This is a genomic window from Flavobacterium sp. P21 (genome assembly GCF_050632225.1).
Taxonomy (GTDB): domain Bacteria; phylum Bacteroidota; class Bacteroidia; order Flavobacteriales; family Flavobacteriaceae; genus Flavobacterium.
Genome location: NZ_CP192585.1, coordinates 1,108,827 through 1,132,765, shown reverse-complemented (window position 1 = coordinate 1,132,765; position 23,939 = coordinate 1,108,827). Strand labels below are relative to the sequence as shown.

Sequence of the window (23,939 nt, the reverse complement as noted above, 5' to 3'; positions counted from 1 at the left end):
TGATTATTTACGTCTTTCCAGAAAAAAACGTTTCATTAAATCGGCGACTTCATTTGCCATTACACCAGAAACAACAGTCGTTTTTGGGTGAAGTTTTGTTCCCATATTGATAAAACCGCGCTGTTCATCGCGTGCGCCAAAAACGATTTTAGAAATCTGGCTCCAGTACAAAGCTCCGGCGCACATTTGGCAAGGTTCTAATGTGACATAAAGCGTACAATCCTTCAAATATTTTCCACCAAGAAAATTTGTCTGCGGCAGTTATCGATTGCATTTCGGCATGAGCCGTTACATCATTTAATAATTCAGTTAAATTATGACTGCTTGCAATTACTTTATCAGCAACAACAATTACAGCTCCAACAGGAATTTCGCCTTTATCAAAAGCCATTTCAGCTTCCTGCAAAGCTTTTTTCATAAAATATTCGTCTGTGAAAGGATTTATCATAAGTGCAAAAATAGGGTTTTTAAAATGTATTTTTTATTACTTTTAAATTTTGATATTTGAATATGGAAAGAAATTACAAAATAACAATTCCTGAACCGTGCCATGAAAACTGGGATGCAATGACGCCAAAAGATAATGGCCGTTTCTGCATGAGCTGTTCTAAAACTGTTATTGATTTTGCTTCTATGTTGCCAGAAGAAATTCAGCATTTTTTCATTCAGAATCAAAATAAAAAAATCTGCGGAAGATTTAGAAATGAGCAATTAGAGACTATTATAGTTCAGATTCCAAGTCGTATTTTATATACGCAAACGCAATATCATAAAGTATTTTTATTGGCATTATTTATTGCAATGGGCACAACATTATTTAGTTGCCAAGATAAAGACGGCAATAAAAAGAAAATTGAGAATGTTGAAATTGTTGATCATTTAGAACAAATTCCAGATGAAGACGAACCTGTATCTAAATGTTATGGACATCAGATTGAATCTAAAAGAGTGATTCACAAAAAGAATTCTGTTGGCGTTACAATGGGCGCGTTGATTCTACCAGGTTTTTCTGAAGAAGGAAGTTTCAATTATCATATTATATACCAATCAACTGATTTGGATATTCTGCCAACTCCAGAAATTGGAATGAAAAAGTTTCATGATTTTTTCAAAAAAATTATGTTGCTCCAAAGCAAACAGAAAAGTTTAATGGCAAAATATCAGTCATATTTGTAGTTGAGGAAGATGGTAGTTTAAGCAATTTCAACATCGCTAAAAATACGCCAAAAGAAATTGGAAAAGAAGTGATTAGAGTTTTAAAAACAGCTTCAAACTGGATTCCCGGAAAACTTAACGGTAAAACTGTCCGCTCTTCTTATATATTGCCATTTACAATTAAATAAAAAAATATTCAAACCCCTCATCAAAATGTCACACAAGCAAACCTCTAATTATAAAATACAATTACTGACTTTATTTATTGCTGGAACAACATTATTCAGCTGTCAAAACAAAGAAGACAAAAAACAAGAAATTGAAAAAGCTCAGATTGCAATTGATACCTCGAAAAAAGAGCCAATTGCGGTTGAGAAAATTCCGTCAGATAAAAATGAAAAAACTCAGACGGTAAATACTTCTCCACAACCATCAAAAGCAGATCAGGTACAATTAGAAAAAAATCAGTTAACGATATTTCAAAATCTGAAAAAATAGAAAGCAAAAAAAATAACGTTCCAAAAAAGAAATCAGTAGTACTCCGGTAACAGCATCTGAAACTAATGCAGAGTTTGCGGGCGGGATTGATCAATTTTTAACTTTTTTCCAAAAAGAATTTAAAAAACCCGAAGAATCAGGATTTTATAAACTCAAGATAAACCTCTCTTTTGCAGTAGAAAAAAACGGTTCAGTATCTTACCTTCAATCAGAACCTGCTATTAATAAAAATGTAGAACAAGAAATTATCCGAGTTTTGAATGCTTGTCCGAAATGGTCGCCAGGGGAATCAAATGGGAAAAAAGTAAAAAGGCAATATTCTTTGCCAATTGTATTGCAATAGATCAAAACAATAAAATTAAATTTAAAACCGTAAATTTGCTTTTTACCTTACAATGAAAAGCGATTTACTTTCAAACATATACAATCCGGCCGATTTACGTTTACTAGACGAAAGTCAATTGCCACAACTGGCAAAAGAATTACGAGATTTTATCATTGATATTGTTTCTGTAAAAGAAGGCCATTTGGGCGCAAGTTTGGGCGTTGTAGAATTGACAATTGCTTTACATTATGTTTTTAATACGCCAGATGATTTATTGGTTTGGGATGTTGGGCATCAAGCTTATGGACACAAAATTTTAACCGAAAGACGAGAAAATTTCCACACCAACAGACAAATAGACGGCGTTTCTGGTTTCCCAAAAAGAAGTGAAAGCATTTATGATACTTTTGGCGTAGGCCATTCTTCTACTTCTATTTCTGCGGCACTCGGAATGGCGATTGCCTCTAAACTAAAAGGAGATTTTGAAAAAGAACATATTGCCGTAATTGGCGATGCTTCAATTGCAAGCGGAATGGCTTTTGAGGGTTTGAATCATGCCGGAGTTACAGATGCCAATATTTTGGTTATTTTAAATGATAACGCAATCGGAATTGATCCAAGCGTTGGTGCTTTGAAAAAATACCTGACCGCAGTTAAAAATGGAAAAAATCCAAAACAGAATAATATTATCAAATCGCTGAATTTTGATTATTCAGGACCAATTGATGGTCATGACTTTCCGACATTGATCAAAGAATTAAATCGATTAAAAAAGATAAAAGGCCCAAAATTCCTTCATATTGTAACTACAAAAGGAAAAGGCTTGCAACAAGCAGAAGAAAATCAGGTCAAATATCATGCGCCTGGAAAATTTGATGCTTCGACTGGAGAAATTCATTTTAAATCTGAAGAAAATCTTCCTCCAAAATATCAAGATGTTTTTGGCTTGACCATTTTGGATTTGGCCAAAAAAATGAAAAAATAATCGGAATCACGCCTGCAATGCCGTCTGGAAGTTCATTAAAATTTATGATGGACGAATTGCCAGAGCGTGCTTTTGACGTTGGAATCGCAGAACAACATGCCGTAACGCTCTCTGCAGGAATGGCAACTCAGGGAATGATTGTATTTTGCAATATTTATTCGACTTTCTTGCAACGCGCTTACGATCAAGTAATACATGATGTGGCTTTGCAAAATCTGCTAGTTATTTTTTGTCTGGACAGAGCCGGTTTAGTTGGCGAAGATGGCGCAACCCATCACGGCGTTTTTGATATTGCTTATTTAAGAGCGATTCCGAACATAATTATTCATGCACCGCTGAATGAAATTGAACTTCAAAATATTCTATATACAGCGCAATTAGGACTAAATCACCCGATCGCAATTCGATATCCGCGCGGACGTGGCGTTTTACCAAATTGGGAAGTAGAAAATTTCGGACATTATGAAAAAATTGAAATTGGTGCGGCAAAAATTATAAAAGATGGTACGAAAGTTGCTGTGCTTTCGACCGGAACAATTGGAAATAATGTTATTGAGGCTTTGAAACAATGTGACAACGCTGACGAATTTGCCCACTATAACTTTAGCTTCATCAAACCACTAGACATCAATACATTAAACCATATATTTTCATCATTTGAGGGCATAATTACAATTGAAGATGGGGTGAAAAATGGCGGTTTCGGAAGTGCTGTTTTAGAATATGCAACATCGCAAAATTTCAAAAATAATGTTGAAATTTTAGGAATTCCTGACCATTTTATTGAGCATGGAAGCGTGTCTCAGCTACAACATTTGTGTAAAATTGACGTTAAAAGTTTGGTAAATCTTTTTTCTAACAGTTCAAAATAATTATTTTGCACAACCAAAAAAATAAAAATAAGCCTAATGAAATTATTGCGTTCTACCCTTTTGCTGTTATTGCTACTTAGTACGTCAAATAACTTTGCCCAGATTATCCAAACTACTTTAGATCCTTCTCAACTTCCAAAATTGCCAACGTATTGGACTAAAAAAACCAGCTTGGATTTGACATTTCAGAAATTGCTTTTGTAAACTGGAGCGCGGGGGAACTAGCTCGATTTCAGGACTTTTTAAAGGGGAATTCGGACGAACTTATATCAAACGAAATCATAAATGGGTTAACGAACTTATCGTAAAATACGGCCTAAACAAACAAGACGGAATTGAATTAAGAAAAACCGATGACGCCTTTCAATTCAACTCTACTTATGGTTTTAGAAAAGATACGATTTCAAATTGGTATTACTCTTCAAAATTAAATTTCAATACGCAGTTTACAAACGGTTATAATTATCCAAACCGAGATGTAGCAATTTCGAAACCATTTGCGCCAGCTTATATTTTCCTTGGAGCTGGAGCTGAGAATTCAAACAAAAAGAAAAACAGAACCTTTTATTTCTCACCAATAACGTTAAAAACTACTTTGGTTTTAGATCAAGATTTAGCAAATCAAGGAGCGTTTGGGGTTAAAAAAGCGGTTTATGCAACAGATCCAAATGACCCAAATACTCAAATATTAGTTCAAGAAGGACAAAAAGTAAAAGCCGAATTTGGTATTCTTTTCACAGGTTATATGAAAAGTGAGATTTATAAAAACGTGTTCTACGAAAACCGTTTAAGCTTATATACCGATTATTTAAATAAATTTGGAAACGTCGATGTCGATTATGACACCAAATTAGATTTGGTTGTAAATGCTTATGTAAAAGCCAACATTGGAGTCCATCTTGTTTACGATGACGATATCAAAACGAAAAAAGATGTTATCGATCCAACAACAGGAGCAAAAACACAGGTTAATGACGGACCAAGAATGCAGTTGCGTCAAGTTCTTGGCGTTGGTTTAGTTTATGCTTTTCAATAAATCTTAACTTTATAAAAGAAACGAAGCTGTCTCCAAATTGAGTCAGCTTTTTTTTGAACATTTTCTAATCCTATACAAATGCAATTCTTGATAAACATAGCCCGTGGTTTCAACCACGGGGACACATATTGTTTTCTCATTGCATCCCGTGGTTAAAACCACGGGCTATATTTAAATAGCTGAAAATTTCACTTGCTCAAAAATGAAAAAGGAGCTGTCCTTTGAAACAGCTCCTTTTCTATATAAAGTGAAAAGCAAATTACCTCTTTTTTCGTCCCTGAATCATTTCGTATAATTCCAGTGCATTTCCATCTGTCAGAAGCGAAACATAATGGCATATATGAAGCAGGCGTTCGTATAGATTTCCTTTTTCTAAATGATGTTTTTCAGGAAGCATTTTCAGAATCAGCTTATCGTAATTCGAAGCTGTTCCTTCATATTTATTATTAAATGCCGTTATGAATTTATCCAATAATGTCTGGATGATTTGATAACCAACAATTTCTTTCTCGATAACTTCTCGGCTTTGATAAATCTTCTCAATACTTAACTTGATAATATCATTCATCTGAGCTTTGTATTTGCTTTTATCAGTCAAAGCAAAAGGAAAATCACCAGCTAAAATTGCTTCTTCATTTTCAATAAAAACGTCAACAGCGTCATTAATCAAAGCACCAATTGCCAGAGCACGCAAATAACTGATTCGGTCTTCTTTAGTTTCCAATAATTTGTATTTGGCAACACCAATATTATCTTTTACTAATTTGATTAAATATTCTAAAGCATAATCTTCAGAAACCAAACCTAAATTAATCCCGTCTTCAAAATCGATAATTGTGTAGCAAATATCATCTGCCGCTTCAACCAAATAAGCTAGCGGATGTCTTTCAAAACCAATATCGCCATCCTCTTTATTGGCAATCAAACCCATATCCTGAGCTACTTCTTCAAAGAATAATTTATCCGATTGAAAGAAGCCATATTTTTTATCTGAAATTTTGTTTGTAGGCTTTTTGGAAGACTCTCTTTTGGATACTTCATAAAAGCGCCAAGCGTTGCGTACGAAATTCTAAGTCCGCCTTCAATTCCTGGACGACTTGCTGTAAGCACCGAAAACCCATTGGCATTTCCTTCAAAATCAATTAAATCCTGCCATTGTTTTGCGGTCAGTTTATCTTTGTATTTTAATCCTTTTCCGCTTGAAAAATATTCCCCAATCGCTTTTTCACCCGAATGTCCAAAAGGTGGATTTCCAATGTCGTGCGCCAAAGATCTTTGCGGCAACAATGGCTCCAAAATCATTCATGTGATAGCCATGAACTTCTTTTAAATAAGGATATTTTTCAATAATTTTCTTCCCAACTAAACGTCCTAAAGATCTTCCAACAACAGAAACTTCCAAACTATGCGTTAAACGCGTATGTACGAAATCTGTTTTTGAAAGCGGGATAACTTGAGTTTTATCTTGTAAACTTCTAAACGCCGACGAAAATATGATTCGGTCATAATCGACCTCAAAACCTAAACGTGTATCATCTTGTTCTACACGTAATCTTTTGCTTGTATCGCCTTGTCGTTTTAATGATAAAAGTTGTTCCCAGTTCATTTTTCTATTTTAGATTTCTGATTTTAGACTTTAGATTATTCATCTAAACGTCAAAAATACGTTTTATTTTAGGATAAAATATGTCACTGATTAAGTTTTATTCGCCACGAATTCACGAATTATTTAAACACAATGATTTGTAAAAATTCGTGCATTCGTGGCGAAAAATTTAGTCATTAAGCATAAAAACATAATTGCGGCATTATTTTTTTTAGAAGCAGAAATTCTTGTTTTCAAAACATGTTCAGTCCCGCTATCCACTATATCTTTTATGGTGAACCCCACCATAAAAGGATACCGCTTCTATCGGGGCTAATCGAGAAATTTTTATTTTCAAAAGATCTTTACAAAAAAAGCACTCCAATTGGAATGCTTTAATATTTATTAAAAATCTAATATTAGAAGTTTTTAGAAACACCAATAGAAAATGACTGTCCGAAATTAAATTCAAAAGACTTCGTTTTACCCTTCATACCGGCGACTAAATCAGCATTTAAAGCCGAATAATTTAGCCCCCGATATTAAAGTTCAATCCAAAACCTTTTTTAATGTCGATAAAAAGAGCTGGCGTTAAACTTGCATAAAATCCGTCGCTATCATTGTAAGTTTGACCGGTCGTATTTCTAAAGGTTTCTTTTCTATTTTTATATCCAAGACCTAAATCTGCATATGCTGAAAAAATGCCACCCAGTGGTTTAGAGTAACGCAAAAAACCGCCAAGCTTATAAACATGATCTTTGTATAGACTTCCGTCGCTTAAATCATTTTTGGAATTTGAAATATTTCCTTCAATACCAGCTGTCCAATTTTCCTGAAACTGATAACCAACCTTTGGCTGAAAACCAAAAAAATTTTGTTTGCTTTCGAAATTCGAATTTGAATCGTTTTGAGAATTATACATAATACTTCCCATAACTAAAACTGAGCCTTTTTGAGCATTTGCAAAACTGAACACCGCCAGTGCAACAATAACTAGAATTTTTTTCATATCTGATATTTGTTAAATTTATTTCATTCAATTTAACAAGAAAGATGCCATAAAATTAACTTTGACATTTTCTTAACACAAAACAGCCTTGTATAGCACAACAGAAGGTATTTTTAACATTTATCAATAAAAAAAGCACCCCAATTGGAGTGCTTTTCTGAAATTGAATATAAAACTTAAGATTAGAAGTTTTTAGAAACTCCAATGTTAAATGTTTGTCCAAAATTGAAGTAGAATTTACTGTAATCAGGACCATTATTATCATAACTTAAAGTCTCATATCCTAAACCACCAATGCTGAAGTTTAATCCGAAACCTTTTTTCATGTTAATAAAAAGAGCTGGAGTAATACCAACATACACACCCTCTGCTTTGTCTTTTGAAAAAGCATTTCCAGGACCGTACGTTTTATTTTTCAAGTTTTGGAAACCAGCCCCCATATCTGCAAAAACAGAAAATGTTTGGCTTAATGGCACTGAATAACGTACAAATCCACCTAGTCTGAATCTGTTGTCTTTTTCTTCAATATTTCCATTGTCAGTAGTAGCTGAACTTACTGTAAACTCTCCACCTACTGTCCAGTTATCGTTAAATTGGTAACCTACTTTTGGAGAAAAGCTAAATTCGCTTGATTTTGCTTCGCTAAATTGGTATTCTGATTTTTCAGAAGTGTAGCCAATGTTTCCACCTACTAAGATTGTTCCTTTTTGAGCGTTTGCAAAACTGCAGATAGCTAATGCGACCATCACTAAAATTTTTTTCATGATTTGGGTATATTTAAATTTAGCATTCCCTTAACAATAACGATGCCGTGAATAAAGGGCCTTCGCATTTTTTATCATTATTTTTAAAAGACAAATTGTAGCAATCGAAACTATTTCTCGTTACTTTTGCAGTAAATAAAAAGTCCATGTCGATAGAAGTAAACAGCATATCAAAAAGTTACGGAGAGCAAAAAGCTTTAAATGAAATTTCTTTTAAAATTGAGAAAGGAGAAATCGTGGGATTTCTTGGTCCAAACGGAGCTGGAAAATCTACTTTAATGAAAATTTTGACTACTTATTTACTTGCCGATAGTGGTTCAGCCCTTGTAAATAGTCATGATGTCATGACAAACACTAAAGAAGTGCAACGTTCCATTGGATATTTGCCTGAGCACAATCCTTTGTATTTGGATTTGTATGTTCGTGAATATTTGGCTTTTAATGCCGATGTTTATAATGTTCCGAAATCAAGAATTGAAGAAGTTATCCAACTGACAGGACTGACACCGGAAAGCCATAAAAAGATAAGCCAATTATCAAAAGGATACCGCCAGCGCGTGGGACTTGCCAATGCTTTATTGCATAATCCTGATGTTTTAATTTTAGACGAACCAACTACAGGTCTGGATCCGAATCAGTTAATGGAAATCAGAAATGTAATTAAAAATGTCGGGAAAGATAAAACCGTTTTTTTATCAACACACATCATGCAGGAAGTCGAAGCAATTTGTGATCGTGTCATAATTATTGACAAAGGACAAATAGTTGCCGACAATAAATTAGATCATTTGGTTTCAGCCGATAAAGAACAAGTGATTGAGGTTGAGTTTGATTACCAAGTCGAACAACAACTTTTGGCAAAACTAGAAAACATCACTTCATACGTAAATACGCATGACATGACATGGGAGCTAACTTTTGTTACCGAAAAAGATATGCGCCCTGCAATATTTGATTTTGCAAATGAAAATGGCTTAAAAACACTTCAATTGAATCAGAAGAATAAAAATCTAGAAGCCGTTTTTAGAGAAATTACAAAGTAAAGTCTTCACTTTTCATAAAACAAAACCTATTTATTCTCAAGAAGAATAAATAGGTTTTTCTTTTTCACTGGACTGGAAAAGTTTCTTTTGTGATTTAGAAATTTTAAAGCACAACTTATCACCTCGTTTTCAGACGATTAAAACTTTATTGGTTATTTTTAATTATTTTTATTTAGACTTGATATAAATAATACTATATTTGCATACAGAAACATAATAATTTCTGCTTTAATCAACCTTTCAATTCTTGTTTTTTGTTTTTTTTGTGTTAGTAAAGAGCCTGTCTGTAGTTAACAGGCTCTTTTATATTTAATTTATTTTCAATTATATTTCCAGATCTAGAATTGACGAATTTAATTCTTCTATAATAATTTTCACATCTTCTTCAGTTGTGCGCCAATTCACAAAAGAAGCTCTAATTCCTTTTCGGCCTGCATAAACTGTCGGCGTCATAAAGACTTTTCCTTTATCATTCAAAATTGTTAAAAAATCGCTTACTTTATCCTGATTGTGATTTCCTTTTAAAGTGAAACAAACATTATTTAGCCTGATTGGAGCCAGCAATTCAAAACTTCCAGTTTCAATTAAACAATTTGCAAAATGCAATGCCAATGCTGTACTGTTTTCAACAATATCTTTAAAACCATCTTTTCCATAAGCCTTGAGTGAAAACCAAGCTGGAAGCGCCCTCAAACGACGCGAATTTTCTGGAAGAACATTCAAATAATTAAAATTCTCCAATGGATTTCCTAAATAAGGCGCATTCGAATTCTGAAAAGTTTCTATTTGAAGACTAACATGTTCTTTTTTGATCAAGTAAAAAGCGCTTTCGTATGGAACATTCAGCCATTTATGGCAATCAATTGTTATACTATCTGCTCCTTCCCAGCCCTCAACCAAATGTTTGAATTTTTCTGAAACAGTCGCAAAACCGCCAAAAGTCGCATCAATATGCCACCAAAAATTATATTTTTCTCGTAGTTTAGAGATTGCTTCAAAATCATCAAAATCTGCCGTATTTACAGTTCCGGCACTTGAAATCAGAATAAAAGGTTTGCCATTTAGTTTTTTAATATTTTCTTCTAAATCTGTAATATCAATTGCTTCGCGGTTGCCTTCAATTGTTTTTAAAGTCGAATAATTTTGGCTTCCAATTCCAAGCATTGACAAGCATTTAATGGAAGAAGAATGTGGCGTTGCAGTTAAAATATTGATGTTTTCCGAGATTCCGTTTTTAGCAAAATCTTTTCCCAATTGCTTTCCAAACCATTGTCTGGCAACACCTAAACAAGTAAAATTTGACATTGTAGCGCCGGTTACAAATCCGCCAAGAAATGAATCTGGAAGTTCCAGCAATTGCGGCAATAAATTAATGGTTTCAAATTCAATTAATGCCGATGCGCCTCCCTGCGCTTTAACCGCCTGCGTATTTTGATCATAAACTGAAGCCAGCCAATCACCAACAATAGATGCCGGAGTCGAGCCGCCAGTTACAAATCCTAAGTAGCGCGGTCCTGGAGAGGAAACCATCAAAGGCGCCAATCGTTCATTGAATTCTTTTAAGACTTCAATCGAACCTAAACCGAATTCGTTTAAGATGCTTTTAGGATCAATTGTATTTTTATTTGAAGTGGGGATAGTATCAAGGTTATTTAGAAAATCGATTCCTTGTTGTTTTGTTTTTTCTAAAATATTCTCAAAATTGTTAAGATCGTTTTGTAATGCTTGCGTTCATTTTTTCTGCGTTAAAATGTTTTCTCGAATTTAGTGAATAATCTTCATTCACGTAAGAAAAACACTGGAAAACCTCTACCTTTTCATGCTAAAATGTCCTTTATAAACTTTGCCATTGGCTCTTGTAACCACAAACCAATAATCTGAAGCAGGAAGCTCTTTTCCGTTAAAAGTTCCGTCCCAAGTCGCATATGCATTTAATTCTTTCAAAAATTTACCATAACGATCAAATATCTTGGTATTGATTGTTGGTTCAGTTTCAGAGAATTTTATTCCCCAAGTATCATTATAGCCGTCTTGATTTGGAGTAAAAAACTTTGGGTAATTCAGTAAAAAGACTTCTTGATTTACAATTCCGCATCCATTTTTGTCGCGAACATAAACGACATAATCGCCTGTTGCTAATCCTGAAAATATGTTGCTATCTTGATATGTATTTCCATCAACCGAATATTCGTAATTCCCTAAACTAGTATCTGTTAACTGTACTTCAATTGTGTTGTCTGAATCTGTCCAATCTTGAATCTCAAGATTCTTAATTACAGCACTATTCGAAAGTTTTACTTCAAAATTTTTCGTCGCAGAACAAATTACATTTCCATGATTTTGAGTAACGGTTACCGAATAAGATCCGGCATCGTCAATTACAATGGATTCTGAAATAGCTCCATTCGACCATAAATAACTATCAAAACCTATTCCCGCATGAACTTCAACATCTTTGTTTTGACATAATGAAACCGTATCTGAAATCGAAATTAGAGGTACATTTTGCAAAGTCAATTTCAATTCTGCTACTTGAAAACATTTGTCTGTAGAATCAATTCTCACATAAATTAGGGTTGTTCCTGCCAACAAATTATAATTGGAAACTGCTGTAATTTGATCTGCTAAAATTTGATTTTCGGCTCCATTCAATGTAGTGTAAAAACTAAAAACACAGGAACTGCATGATGCTAATTGCGAGCTAAAATCTGTTAGATTTATGACTTCATTCCCATCATTTAATTCATCGCAAACATTTGCAACAACATCATTTACTGGTAAACTGGGAGCAACTATAGAAACCGAAACTGCCAAACGGTTTACGCTTTCGCAACTATTGAGGGTCTGCGAAGCATAATAAGTTGCCCCATTTACCAAACTTGTTGAAGGAGATAAAATTACACCATTTACAATGTTGTCATACCAAACAACATTTGTCCCTTCAGCAATTAAATTTCCTATTGTAGGTTTTTGAGACGTACAAAAATTTTGATTTGAATCTCCTGCTGGAGCCGCTGTATTTTGAATATTTATACTAACTGGAATTCTTTCGCTTTCGCAAATGTTAATCGTCTGTGATGCATAATAGGTTTTGGTTTCCAAAAGTGTAGCCGCAGACAAAAGATTTCCATTTACTGATGCATCATACCATTTTACATTTTGTCCGTTAATTGAAACATCCTGTAAACTTGCATTTTGTTGTACACAAAAAGTCTGCGGACTTGTTGCCGAAGGAAGTGGTTCTGTGTTGACGTAAGCTTTGATTTCGACTTCATTTGGAACCAAAGAAACACAACCTAAATTGTTTTTTATAAGAACTTTATAAAATCCCGGTGCTAAATTATTTTTTGAATTTGAAGCTATCCAAGTTGCTCCATTATCAAAACTATAAGATGTCGCCGAATCAGAAATCGTGATTGTTCCCGTCAAAGACATACAATCTGGTCGCATAACGGAAACTGTTGGCGTTGGTGGATAACCTGGCGGAACTAAAACGGCCACAGAAACGGCTGTTGTTTCGCAACCGGAATTGTTCCTAGTTTTTATTAAATAATCGCCTGCCTCCAAACCTGATTTTACATTATTTGTTGACCAAGTTGCCCCATTATCAAAACTATATTCATAATCCGGACTTGTAATTGTGATTGTTCCCAAGGGATTTGAGCAAATAATGGGCTGAATTACAGAAAATGTTGGCGTTGCACTTGAAGATGCGACCGAATTTATGTGTGCGATTGTTGGTGCGGAAGCACAACCTGAACGCAATTTTGCTGTAACATTATAATCGCCACCAGCCAAACCTGAAAATAATCCCGAGGCTTGATAATTTGTCCCATCGATACTGTAAGTTGTATTTGTAACCATTTCAATATTAATGGTTCCAGTTGGCACATCGCATGTAGGTTGAACAGTAGTAAAATTTGGAACTACGGTGCTTTCATTTACTTTAAAGCTGATAGTGTTTGATACGACCCTACAAGAAGCCGAGGAAATATTCACGATTTGTGCAACCGCCATGCGATATAAATAGGTGCCCACTGTCAAATTGGGGACAAAAGAATACGTTAATGCATTTGCTCCAGAAATATCAGACCAAGTTGTTCCATTGTCATTGCTAACCTGCCATTGATAAGCTGGATTCGAATAACCCGAAGAAACGGTTCCTGTCAAAGTGTAACTTTGAGAATCACCCTGGCAAATTGTTAAATCTGTATTTGTATTGTTTTGTATTGATGAAGTAACTGTTGGTCCGCAGGCACGAAAAGTAATATCATCTAAAGCAATGTCATTTCCGGGTGCCGCTCCTGCTTTGTTGTTTCTCATTCTGATAACAACTGTAGAAATATCGGCTGGAGTTGTGAAAAAGAAACCATACTGTTTCCAGACTGCACTGGAACTTAGACCAATATCTCCGGTATTATAAGTCCCTAAAATTGTTCCCGAGGTTGATTCAATCGTAAAAGTAATATTTGGCGGACTTGTATCATTTGACCGCAACAAATTCATAATCCATGCCGCAAATTCATAAGTAGTATCCGGGCAAAGACCTGTAACTGTGTTTTTATAGAAATAATCAGTTGTAGAAAGACTCGCGTTTACCACCATCATGTACCCACCTCCTGTATGATCTGTGGTTGTCCACCAAGTTCCTGGCGTATTGGTTGTTTTTTCGATTGTATAAGAGCCATCGTTTGGAAAATCTGCAGTAGTCCAAGTATAACTTGTAATTCCCGTTCCAAGAGCAGTACCATGTGAAGCTGTTCCTGATCCAAAATCAAGTTTAACAACAGCATCGCCTAAACTTCCCGTACACAATTGCGCCTGTATTTTTAATACAAGAAAAAATAAAATTACGAATAAGGCAGTTTTACGATTCAAAACAATTGTTTTTGTGTCGGTAAAACTACTTTATAATAAAATAACGGCTTAAATTTTTATACTAATGGCGAGAAACAATCGATGTATTTAAAGGTATTATCTACTAAAGATGTGTATCGAATTTGAAATCGTTTACCATTTGGTCTTTTCAGAGAATCTAGAAACCATCATAGAGCAGATTACATCTCCGTTGGCATTTAATAAAGTAGCGATTGGATCAACCAAAGTTCCTAAAATCATAGCAACTGGAAGCGCTTGTTCCATTGGGAAACCATAAACTGTTATGGCTAAAATTTCACCAATATAACCACCATTTGGAATTCCGCCTTCCACAATCGAAACGACAACTGTAATTCCTAAAGCCAGAAGAATGGTCATCGGATCTGAAAAATCTTTCCCAAACATGGCAAACAAAAAGGTTATTTTTAAGATGGATGACATACTCGAACCGTCTTTATGCAATGGCCCTCCTAATGGAATCACCAAATTACGAACATGTGCTGGAATCCCCATTTTTTCAGCCGCAACTAAATTGGCTGGAATCGTTGCAATACTACTGCAGGTTCCTACCGCGGTTAAAGATGGTGTAATATTATTGCTCCAAAAGACTTTAAAAGCTCTTTTTCCTCCAGCGACAAGTGCGTATAAACTGAAAAACACGAAGAAATAGAAAATGCAGGCTCCATAATAAACCGCCATTGGTTTTGCATAAACGCCAAATAATTGTGGTCCAAAAATACCAACCTGATAAGCAAAATAAGCTCCTAAACCTATTGGTGCCGATTTCATGATAATGTTCAAAAGCTGTTTCATTACCTCGTTTCCAGAATCCAGAAAACTCTTGAAAGCTTTTCCTTTTTCACCTGATTGCAGTGTAGCAAAACCAACTAAAAAAGAAAAATAATCAATGCCAACATGCTTTTTCTAGACAATAATTCGAAGAAATCATTTGCGGTAAGCAGTTTTGCAATTTGATCTCCTGCCGATCCTGATGCCACTTCTTCAAAGGGAACTTTCGCAATTGCTATATCTTCATGAATAGGAAAAATATAAACAGCAAAAATCATTACAATGGCCGAAATCAGAATTGTAGCAAGAAAAACCAAAATCATGATAACAAACAGTTTTCCTAATTTTTCTGTTCGTTCCAAATTAGCAATCGAAGAACCAATCGTGAAAAAAATCAGCGGAATAATGGCTGTAAAAAGCAAATTGAGAAAAATATCTCCCAGCGGTTTTATGATCAAAACATCTTCGCCAAATACTAACCCGAAAATACTTCCGATTATAATTCCGCCCAGAAGCCATAAAATACTGCTGTAATTCTGCAAAAAATTGATTTTCTTAACTTCCATACTTGAAGAGAATTATAATTCAGATAGGTTAATAATAAAGAATGAAAGTAATGAAAATTTGCGAAGATTTTTTTGCCACAGATTAAAAAGATTAGACAGGATTTTTAATCTGTGTTAATCCGTGTAATCTGTGGCAAAAAAGTTATTTCTCAAGAACAATAGTAGTAAAAGCCCTCTCAACCAATTCACCGGTTTTGCTTTTTACTTGTTCTGTCTGTGTTTCGGTATAAACGATTTTAAAATCTGATTTTTTGATTAATTCCTGCGCTTTTTCGGTACTGTATAGTTCAAATTCGAATTGCGTAAAAGGAAGCGTTTTCATGAAATCTTCTTCGGCAAATGTCAGGCAGAAATTACCATTTGGTTTTAAAACCCTGTAGATTTCTGAAAGCAATTCTTCAGGCTTCTGCCAAAAATAAATAGTATTTACGGTAAATATTTTATCGAATAATTCAGCTTCAAACGGAATAATATTTCCGTCATAAAGTGAAAAAAAGCCTGTTTTTGGGAAACAAAATTTCGGTTGATCTGTCGGGCTTCCTGAAACATCAGTTCCGACATTTCCAATCCGTAGTATTTTAGGTTTTCGGCTTGTTCCATCAGAAACTCAAGGTGTCCTGCATTTCCATGGCCTAATTCCAGAATTCTATTTTCATTTGAAATATTGAGATTCAGAATCGAATGTTTCGTCATATTGATGTTCGTTTCGTTCATCATATTGGCCATTTCAATTCCTTTTTCTCCCGATGGATGTTTTAATTGAGAGGCTATGGCTTGTAGTTCTTCTTGTTTCATAATCTTTTAAATTAAATTCCAATTAAAAAATACCAAATTCCAAACCTTGTTGATCATTGCGAGGAACGAAGCGCCTCACTAATGGTTTCAAAGTCATGTTTGTCATTCCGAGGAACGAGGAATCTCCGCAAGAAACTCGACAAAGATTGGCGATTCACTGGACGGAGCTACTTGTGGAGATTCCTCGTTCCTCGGAATGACAAAACTATATGAAATACTAAAATAAGATAAAACTCTTAAAAAACCTGACTCGCGATCTGGCGGATGTTCTCAGATTTACCCATTGAATAATAGTGTAAAAATGGAACTCCGGCGGCTTTTAATTCTAATGACTGCTGAACTGCCCATTCGATTCCGACTTGTTTGATTTCAGCGTTATTTTTGCATTTGTCTACTGCATCGATTAAATCTTCTGGCAAATCAATTCGAAAAATCTGCGGTAAAACTTGCAAATGTCTTTGAACAGCAATTGGCTTAATTCCAGGGATAATCGGAATCGTGATACCCATTTCTCTTGCTTTTTCTACGAAAGCAAAATATTTAGCATTGTCAAAAAACATTTGTGTTACTACATAATCAGCTCCTGCATCTACTTTCTCTTTTAATCTTTTTAAGTCTGATTGTAAAGAAGGGGATTCTAAGTGTTTTTCAGGATAACCAGCAACTCCAATACAAAAATCGGCTTTGTTATCGGTATCGATTACTTCGTGAAGATATTGCCCGCAGTTTAAATCTTTAATTTGTTTTACCAAATCAACTGCGTAATGATTTCCTCCTGCTTTTGGCGTAAAAGATTGCTCATCTTTCATAGCGTCACCGCGAAGCGCCATCACGTTATTAATTCCTAAATAATGACAGTCAACCAGCATGTATTCGGTCTCTTCTTTGGTAAAACCACCGCAAAGTAAATGCGGAACAGTGTCAACATTATATTTATGTTTTATAGAAGCGCAAATTCCAAGCGTTCCCGGACGCATACGAGTCAGTTTTTTGTCCAAAAGTCCGTTGCCTTTATCAATATAAATATACTCCTCACGAGAAGTCGTTACATCAATAAACGGCGGATTAAACTCCATCAACGGATCAATATTATCGTATAATTCCTGAATGCTTTTCCCCTTTTGAGGCGGAATAATTTCAAATGAGAATAATGTTTTTCCTTTGGCGTTTTCTATATGTTCTGTTACTTTCATTTCTAAGTTATGAGTTATGAGTTATGAATTTTGAGTTTTAGTTTGTGTAAAAAATCTGAAATCAAAAAACGTAAATCAATCTTTTTATTTAAATGATGACTTAGAGTAAAATCTAAAATCTGAACTCTAAAATCATCAATCAATTTAATCTGCTATATTAGGGTTTAACCATTTCATTGCGTAATCAAGCGGTACATTTCGGCGTTTGGCGTAATCTGTAACTTGATCTTCTTTTATTTTTCCGAGTCCGAAATAACGGCTTTTTGGGTTTCCGAAATAATATCCTGAAACCGATGAAGCCGGCCACATTGCCATACTTTCTGTTAGTTTCACTCCTATTTGTTTTTCAACATCTAAAAGCTTCCAGATTGTAGGCTTTTCCAAGTGATCAGGACAAGCCGGATAACCTGGAGCTGGACGAATTCCTTTATAACTTTCTTTAATCAGTTCTTCGTTGGTTAAAGATTCTTCGCTATCATAACCCCAGAAATCTTTACGCACTCTTTCATGAAGATATTCGGCGAAAGCCTCAGCAAAACGATCCGCAAGGGCTTTAACCATAATCGAATTATAATCGTCTAGATTCTTTTCGTATTCTGTCGCCCATTCGTCTACACCAAAACCAGTTGTTACACAGAAAGCTCCCATGTAATCTTCAACTCCGCTTTCTTTTGGCAGAATAAAATCGGCCAAAGCGATATTTGGAGCGCCTTTTGTTTTTTGTGACTGCTGACGAAGTGTTAAGAATTTCTCTAATACTTTTCCGTTTTCATCACGCAATTCAATATCGTCATCATTTACCTGATTCGCTGGAAAAATTCCGTAAATACCTTTTGCTTTCAGTTTTTCTCTTCTAAAATTACTTTTAGCATTGCCTGAGCATCATTAAAAACAGAAGTTGCTTCTTTACCCACAACCTCATCAGTTAAAATTGCCGGATATTTTCCGTACAATTCCCAAGTCTGAAAAAATGGCGTCCAGTCGATATACGGGACCAAAACATCCAATTCTACTTCGATAGTTTGTGCGCCGATTACTTTTGGTTTAACCGGAGTATATTCGCTCCAATCCAATGGCAATTTGTTTTTACGGGCATCTTCAATCGTCAGGAAGTTTTTATCTCTTGAACGATTTAAAAATGTTTCTCTAAACGAATCGTATTCTGCACGAATATCTGCGAGCATATATTTTTCGATTATGATCCAACAGGTTTCCTGCAACGGTAACCGCTCTTGAAGCATCGTTTACGTGAATTACAGTTTCTCTGTATTGAGGCGCAATTTTCACGGCTGTATGCGCACGCGAAGTTGTTGCTCCACCAATCATAATCGGGATTTTAATATCTTGTTTGTCTAATTCTTTAGCTAGATAAACCATTTCATCAAGCGAAGGTGTAATCAGTCCACTTAATCCAATAATATCTACCTCATGTTCAATTGCTCGCCGCAATAATTTTTTCCGGAGCAACCATCACACCAAGATCTACAATCTCATAATTATTACAAGCCAAAACTACCGAAACGATGTTTTTACCAATATCGTGAACGTCTCCTTTTACGGTTGCCATTAATATTTTCCCATTTCCTTGTTTGTCTCCGGCTTGTTTGCTGGCTTCAATAAATGGTAATAAATACGCCACAGCTTTTTTCATTACACGTGCTGATTTTACTACCTGAGGCAAGAACATTTTTCCGCTTCCGAATAAATCTCCAACGACATTCATTCCGGCCATTAAGTTGATCTCAATAACTTCGATTGGTTTTGTTGCGACCAAACGCGCTTCTTCTACATCTTCTTCAATAAAAGCATCAATTCCTTTTACCAATGAATGTGTAATACGCTCCTGAACGGTTCCAAAACGCCATTCTTGAACTGTTTTTTCGTCGCTTTTTGCTTCGCCTTTTACGCTTTCGGCAAAATCCAAAAGTCTTTCGGTTGCATCGTCGCGTCTATCTAAAATTACGTCTTCAACGTATTCTAATAAGTCTTTCGGAATGTCATCGTAAATCGTCAACATTTCTGGATTTACGATTCCCATCGTCATTCCGTTTTTAATCGCGTGGTATAAAAACACCGAGTGCATCGCTTCACGAACCGTATCGTTTCCTCTAAAAGAGAACGAAACGTTACTTACACCACCACTGATATGTGCGTGCGGAAGATTCTCGCGAACCCATTTTGTTCCTCTAAAGAAATCCAACGCGTTCAATCTATGCTCTTCCATTCCCGTTGCAACTGGGAAAATATTCAAATCGAAAATAATATCCTGTGGAGGAAAGCCTACTTTGTTCACCAAAATATCATACGAACGCTGACAAATTTCCACTCTTCGATCGTAATTATCGGCCTGACCTACTTCGTCAAAAGCCATAACAATCGTCTGCCGCTCCATAACGTTTGATTAATTTGGCGTGGTGAATAAAAGCTTCTTCGCCTTCTTTTAATGAAATCGAGTTTACAACGCTTTTTCCTTGTACTACTTTAAGACCAGCTTCGATGATTTCCCATTTCGAACTGTCGATCATAATTGGCACTCTCGAAATGTCTGGTTCAGCGGCGATTAAATTCAAAAATTTAGTCATTGCAGTAACGCCATCAAGCATTCCTTCATCCATATTAATATCGATGATTTGTGCTCCTCCTTCTACCTGCTGTCTTGCAATATCAAGTGCCTCATCATATTTCTCTTCCTTGATTAGTCTCAAGAATTTTCTTGAACCTGTTACATTCGTACGCTCGCCAACATTCACGAAAACACTTTCCGGCGTAATAATCAACGGTTCTAATCCTGATAATACAAGGTCTCTTCTTTTTTCTGTCATTTTTTTTAAAGTTACTGAGATTCTAAGATGCTTAGATTCTGAGTTTTTTTATTCTTTTCTTTCCTGCAAGATTTTTAAAACCTTGTAGGTATATTCGTTTTCAATATTTTAATTTGGGCATGTCCTTCGGCCGGGCTATCCGTTACAAGTCCTCGCTCTTCCTTCGTCAGGCTGTGGGCTTTTCACTTCTATCCCTCATGCAAACTCGGTTTCATAAGACGTTTATGTTTACCGAATTTTTCAATTTTATATTATATTTTTCGTTCCTATTGAACTTTTGTTTTATCAAAACCTACTAAATTTGAAATTGCTCTAAAAGTTGCCATTTCAAAACTTCTCCTATGCGAATCAACTACATGATGAGAACCTCCAACAATTCTAAATTTGAAAGATTTTTTACTATCGTAAACTATAGTTTTTATCGTTGTAACAATTACATCTAAATACTCTATTGGAATTTCATCATCTGCAACTTCCCAACTAAATGTTTTATCTCCGCTCCAATTTCTCTTATTTTCTACAATAATTTTCACTTCACCATATTTGCAATATCCGGAACTTTGTTGCTTTATTTTCCCTTCGCAATAATAAGATTCCTCAGAAAATTCAAAATCCGCAAAAGCTCGAATTAATTCTTCGTATGAAGAATCTAGAACAACTCTATGTAGCAGAAATTCCATACTTAATTTTATAAAAATTATTTTTAAATTTTACCAAATCATTACGATAAAACCGGCGCCACTCTTGGCTTATAATCTTTAGCAACCTCAGCCATTAATCGAATATGATCTGGCGTTGTTCCGCAACAACCTCCTATGATATTGATTAAATTATCCTCTAAATATTCTTTAATGAATGCTTGAGTTTGTTCTGGTGTTTCATCGTACTGTCCGAAAGCATTTGGTAATCCAGCGTTTGGATGTGCCGAAACATTAAAGCTTGTATTGTGCGCTAATGTTTTTAAATACGGTTTCAGCAAATCGGCTCCAAGGGCGCAATTGAATCCTACACTTAACAACGGAATATGCGAAACGGAAATCAAAAACGCTTCAACTGTCTGCCCAGAAAGTGTTCTTCCTGAAGCATCGGTAATCGTTCCTGAAACCATGATTGGAATATCAAGATTACGTTCTTCTTTTACTTCTTCGATTGCAAAAAGTGCTTGCTTTTGCATTTAATGTATCAAAGATTGTTTCTACTAAAAGCAAATCACAGCCACCATCCATTAAAGCTTCTGCTTGTTGTTTGTAGGCAATTCGTAAATCGTCAAATGTTACAGCTCTGTAACCTGGATCGTTTACATCTGGTGACATACTTGCCGTACGGTTTGTCGGTCCGATTGAACCCGCTACGAAACGTGGTTTTTCCGGATTTTTTGCGGTAAACTCATCGGCAACCTCGCGTGCAAGTTTTGCCGATTCATAGTTTAACTCGTAAACCAAATCTTCCATATGATAATCGGCCATACCGATTGTCGTTCCAGAGAAAGTGTTGGTTTCTACAATGTCAGCACCAGCTTCAAAATAAGCGGCATGTACATCGCGGATCGCTTGTGGTTGTGTTAGGGATAGTAAATCGTTGTTTCCTTTTAACGGATACGGAAAATCTTTGAAACGCTCTCCTCTGAAATCTTCTTCTGAGAAATTATAGCGTTGCAACATTGTTCCCATTGCTCCGTCAAGGATTAGGATATTTTTTTATTGCTTCTTGAATTGTTATTGCCATGTTGTTTTGTTTTAGCCGCTAAGACGCTAAGGTTCTAAGATGCTAAGTTTTTTTATTATGATTGTGAAGTTAAACCTAACAGGTCTGCTTCGATATTTTTTCACTTTGGTTCCAAAAACTCACTATTGCTGGCTCATTAGCCCCGATGGAAGCAAATATCCTTTTATTCTGGGGTTCAGAATAAAAGATATTTGTGTACAGCGGGAACTATTGACTGCAAAAATGCGCCAATGATTCGCTCCTTACCGAATTGCTTTGGTAAATATTGTATGTTGTCTGGAAAAGTTTTGAGAAATACTGTATGTATTTGTGTTATCTATCTTTAATACTGGAAAATGTCGTATAAAGTAGAATTTAGCACCTTCTTTATGATAAAGGGTTGCTAAGGTTTCATCGGGTCTATCCCTCCGCCTTTCGTGATAACGAACAATAATTTTAAGAACAGTGCAAAGGTATGAAATAGGGTTTCGATTTGCAAATGTTTTTTTCTAAGGTGCTGAGGGACTAAGATACTAAGGTTCTAAGTTTTTTTAAAGATGCTGAGATTCTAAGATACTGAGTTACTAAGTTTAAAGTTCTGATCTTGTTTTTCAAATATAGCCCGTGGTTTTAACCACGGGAAACGTATTGTGATTATGCGTTGCGTTTATATGTTGCGGTAATTCGAAATGTCTCTTCGTTGTGTTCCAGTGGTTGAAACCACTGGCTATGTTTGATATATTTTATAAAAAAACAAAGCCCAAACTAAAAGTTTGAGCTTTGTTTATAAAAATCTTAGTTTCTTAGAATCTTAGAATCTCAGCAACTTAGACAATCGCCTTAACAACCGCTTTTGGAGCCTCTTTACGAGTTCCATCGAAACCGTCTACGCCAGAAACTGTTGTATATTTCAATACGTATTTTTTACCTGGGTTGATGATTGAGTAAGCGACTTGGCACATTAAAGTTGCTTCGTGGAAACCGCAAAGGATTAATTTTAATTTTCCTGGATATGTGTTTACGTCTCCAATAGCAAAGATTCCCGGAATATTAGTTTGGTAATCTAATGCATTGTTTACTTTAATAGCATTTTTCTCGATTTCTAATCCCCAGTCTCCAATTGGACCTAATTTTGGTGTTAATCCGAAAAGTGGAATGAAATAGTCGCAGTCGATTTTACGGTGTGCTCCGTTTTCTTCGATATCTAAAGATTCAACATGCTCAGCACCGTTGATTCCGATAACTTCAGCTGGCGTGATCAATTTGATTTTTCCTGCTGATTTTAATTCTTGTACTTTTTCTACTGAATCAAGAGCTCCTCTAAATTCGTTTCTTCTGTGGATTAAAGTTACTTCTGAAGCTACATTTGCTAAGAAAATTGACCAGTCTAATGCTGAATCTCCTCCTCCTGCAATAACAACTCTTTTATCTCTGAATTTCTCAGGATTTTTGATGAAGTATTTTACTCCTTTATCTTCATAAAACTCGATATCTTCGATAAGTGGTTTACGAGGCTCAAAACTTCCTAAACCTCCAGCAATTGCGATAACTGGCGCGTGGAATTTAGTTCCTTTGTTTGATGTTACAATGAAAGTCCCGTCTTCTTGCTTTTCAACTGTTTCAGCACGTTCTCCTAAAGTAAATCCTGGCTCAAATTGTTTGATTTGCTCCATTAATCCGTCAACTAAATCTCCGGCTAATACTTCTGGGAACCCAGGAATATCATAAATTGGTTTTTTTGGATATAACTCTGATAGTTGTCCTCCTGGTTGTGGAAGCGCATCTAAAATGTGGCATTTTAACTTTAGCAATCCTGCCTCAAAAACGGCAAATAAACCTGTTGGCCCTGCTCCAATTATAAGTATATCTGTTTTAATCATTATGTTGTTGTTTATAATCATTCTTAATAACGCAAAGAAA

General features: G+C 35.4%; 12 protein-coding genes, 8 pseudogenes and 1 riboswitch. Of the genes and pseudogenes, 6 read left to right on the top strand and 14 right to left on the bottom strand.

From position 1 onward, the window contains the following. Nucleotides 1-3: 3 nt before the first annotated feature. Nucleotides 4-448: pseudogene (locus ACQ9BO_RS05515) on the bottom strand (nucleoside deaminase). 62 nt (nucleotides 449-510) lie between these two features. Here ACQ9BO_RS05515 and ACQ9BO_RS05510 point away from each other — a divergent pair. From ACQ9BO_RS05510 to ACQ9BO_RS05490, 5 genes and pseudogenes are all read left to right on the top strand, one after another. Then, nucleotides 511-1,176, top strand: a complete 666-nt coding sequence (locus ACQ9BO_RS05510; RefSeq protein ID WP_431243925.1) for a hypothetical protein — start codon at nucleotides 511-513, stop codon at nucleotides 1,174-1,176. After that, complete coding sequence (locus tag ACQ9BO_RS05505) at nucleotides 1,158-1,343, top strand: energy transducer TonB (RefSeq protein WP_431245075.1); 186 nt, start codon at nucleotides 1,158-1,160, stop codon at nucleotides 1,341-1,343. Before ACQ9BO_RS05510 ends, ACQ9BO_RS05505 begins: the two co-directional genes overlap by 19 nt. Before the next feature lie 25 nt (nucleotides 1,344-1,368). Then, entirely contained in the window at nucleotides 1,369-1,653 is a 285-nt protein-coding gene (locus ACQ9BO_RS05500) for a hypothetical protein (protein WP_431243924.1), read from the top strand. Between the two features lie 395 nt (nucleotides 1,654-2,048). Beyond that, nucleotides 2,049-3,835 (top strand): annotated as a pseudogene (locus tag ACQ9BO_RS05495) (1-deoxy-D-xylulose-5-phosphate synthase). 36 nt (nucleotides 3,836-3,871) lie between these two features. Then, nucleotides 3,872-4,871 (top strand): annotated as a pseudogene (locus tag ACQ9BO_RS05490) (DUF3078 domain-containing protein). Between the two features lie 259 nt (nucleotides 4,872-5,130). On the opposite strand, the pseudogene ACQ9BO_RS05485 reads toward ACQ9BO_RS05490, so the two are convergent. From ACQ9BO_RS05485 to ACQ9BO_RS05475, 3 genes and pseudogenes are all read right to left on the bottom strand, one after another. Next, nucleotides 5,131-6,477, bottom strand: a pseudogene (locus ACQ9BO_RS05485) (deoxyguanosinetriphosphate triphosphohydrolase). A 508-nt stretch (nucleotides 6,478-6,985) separates the two neighbouring features. Next, nucleotides 6,986-7,465: an outer membrane beta-barrel protein gene (locus ACQ9BO_RS05480; RefSeq protein WP_431243923.1), complete on the bottom strand. Its 480-nt coding sequence runs from the start codon at nucleotides 7,463-7,465 to the stop codon at nucleotides 6,986-6,988. 182 nt (nucleotides 7,466-7,647) lie between these two features. Continuing rightward, nucleotides 7,648-8,229 carry an outer membrane beta-barrel protein gene (locus tag ACQ9BO_RS05475; RefSeq protein WP_431243922.1) on the bottom strand — a complete coding sequence of 194 codons (582 nt, stop codon included), beginning with the start codon at nucleotides 8,227-8,229 and terminating at the stop codon, nucleotides 7,648-7,650. A 146-nt stretch (nucleotides 8,230-8,375) separates the two neighbouring features. Here ACQ9BO_RS05475 and gldA point away from each other — a divergent pair, with 146 nt between their 5' ends. Further along, nucleotides 8,376-9,272: a gliding motility-associated ABC transporter ATP-binding subunit GldA gene (gene gldA, locus ACQ9BO_RS05470; RefSeq protein WP_431243921.1), complete on the top strand. Its 897-nt coding sequence runs from the start codon at nucleotides 8,376-8,378 to the stop codon at nucleotides 9,270-9,272. 324 nt (nucleotides 9,273-9,596) lie between these two features. On the opposite strand, the gene ACQ9BO_RS05465 is transcribed toward gldA, so the two are convergent. From ACQ9BO_RS05465 to ACQ9BO_RS05420, 10 genes and pseudogenes are all read right to left on the bottom strand, one after another. Then, nucleotides 9,597-10,964 (bottom strand): pyridoxal phosphate-dependent decarboxylase family protein, encoded by a 1,368-nt coding sequence (locus tag ACQ9BO_RS05465; protein WP_431245074.1) that lies wholly within the window; start codon nucleotides 10,962-10,964, stop codon nucleotides 9,597-9,599. 117 nt (nucleotides 10,965-11,081) lie between these two features. Continuing rightward, complete coding sequence (locus tag ACQ9BO_RS05460; protein ID WP_431243920.1) at nucleotides 11,082-14,150, bottom strand: T9SS type B sorting domain-containing protein; 3,069 nt, start codon at nucleotides 14,148-14,150, stop codon at nucleotides 11,082-11,084. Nucleotides 14,151-14,282: 132 nt separating this feature from the next. Further along, nucleotides 14,283-15,505: pseudogene (locus ACQ9BO_RS05455) on the bottom strand (dicarboxylate/amino acid:cation symporter). A gap of 142 nt (nucleotides 15,506-15,647) precedes the next feature. Next, complete coding sequence (locus tag ACQ9BO_RS05450) at nucleotides 15,648-15,899, bottom strand: hypothetical protein (RefSeq protein WP_431243919.1); 252 nt, start codon at nucleotides 15,897-15,899, stop codon at nucleotides 15,648-15,650. Between the two features lie 12 nt (nucleotides 15,900-15,911). Next, nucleotides 15,912-16,073 (bottom strand): annotated as a pseudogene (locus ACQ9BO_RS05445) (class I SAM-dependent methyltransferase); the annotation flags it as partial. Between the two features lie 463 nt (nucleotides 16,074-16,536). Then, the gene (gene metF / locus ACQ9BO_RS05440) at nucleotides 16,537-17,493 is read right to left on the bottom strand and encodes a methylenetetrahydrofolate reductase [NAD(P)H] (protein WP_431243918.1); all 957 of its coding nucleotides are present in this window, start codon (nucleotides 17,491-17,493) and stop codon (nucleotides 16,537-16,539) included. Between the two features lie 144 nt (nucleotides 17,494-17,637). Then, nucleotides 17,638-20,315 (bottom strand): annotated as a pseudogene (gene metH / locus ACQ9BO_RS05435) (methionine synthase). 266 nt (nucleotides 20,316-20,581) lie between these two features. After that, complete coding sequence (locus ACQ9BO_RS05430; protein WP_431243917.1) at nucleotides 20,582-20,995, bottom strand: hypothetical protein; 414 nt, start codon at nucleotides 20,993-20,995, stop codon at nucleotides 20,582-20,584. 41 nt (nucleotides 20,996-21,036) lie between these two features. Continuing rightward, nucleotides 21,037-21,985, bottom strand: a pseudogene (locus ACQ9BO_RS05425) (homocysteine S-methyltransferase family protein). Nucleotides 21,986-22,349: 364 nt separating this feature from the next. After that, nucleotides 22,350-22,466: riboswitch (SAM riboswitch) on the bottom strand. A gap of 380 nt (nucleotides 22,467-22,846) precedes the next feature. Next, nucleotides 22,847-23,899 carry an NAD(P)/FAD-dependent oxidoreductase gene (locus tag ACQ9BO_RS05420; protein ID WP_278022797.1) on the bottom strand — a complete coding sequence of 351 codons (1,053 nt, stop codon included), beginning with the start codon at nucleotides 23,897-23,899 and terminating at the stop codon, nucleotides 22,847-22,849. Between the last annotated feature and the right edge of the window lie 40 nt (nucleotides 23,900-23,939).

Coding starts and splice junctions, on each gene's coding strand:
- ACQ9BO_RS05480 (WP_431243923.1), bottom strand. CDS start 7,465: ATGAAAAAAATTCTAGTTATTGTTGCACTGGCGGTGTTCAGTTTTGCA.
- ACQ9BO_RS05420 (WP_278022797.1), bottom strand. CDS start 23,899: ATGATTAAAACAGATATACTTATAATTGGAGCAGGGCCAACAGGTTTA.
- ACQ9BO_RS05430 (WP_431243917.1), bottom strand. CDS start 20,995: ATGGAATTTCTGCTACATAGAGTTGTTCTAGATTCTTCATACGAAGAA.
- gldA (WP_431243921.1), top strand. CDS start 8,376: ATGTCGATAGAAGTAAACAGCATATCAAAAAGTTACGGAGAGCAAAAA.
- ACQ9BO_RS05500 (WP_431243924.1), top strand. CDS start 1,369: ATGTCACACAAGCAAACCTCTAATTATAAAATACAATTACTGACTTTA.
- ACQ9BO_RS05510 (WP_431243925.1), top strand. CDS start 511: ATGGAAAGAAATTACAAAATAACAATTCCTGAACCGTGCCATGAAAAC.
- ACQ9BO_RS05475 (WP_431243922.1), bottom strand. CDS start 8,229: ATGAAAAAAATTTTAGTGATGGTCGCATTAGCTATCTGCAGTTTTGCA.
- metF (WP_431243918.1), bottom strand. CDS start 17,493: ATGAAAGTAACAGAACATATAGAAAACGCCAAAGGAAAAACATTATTC.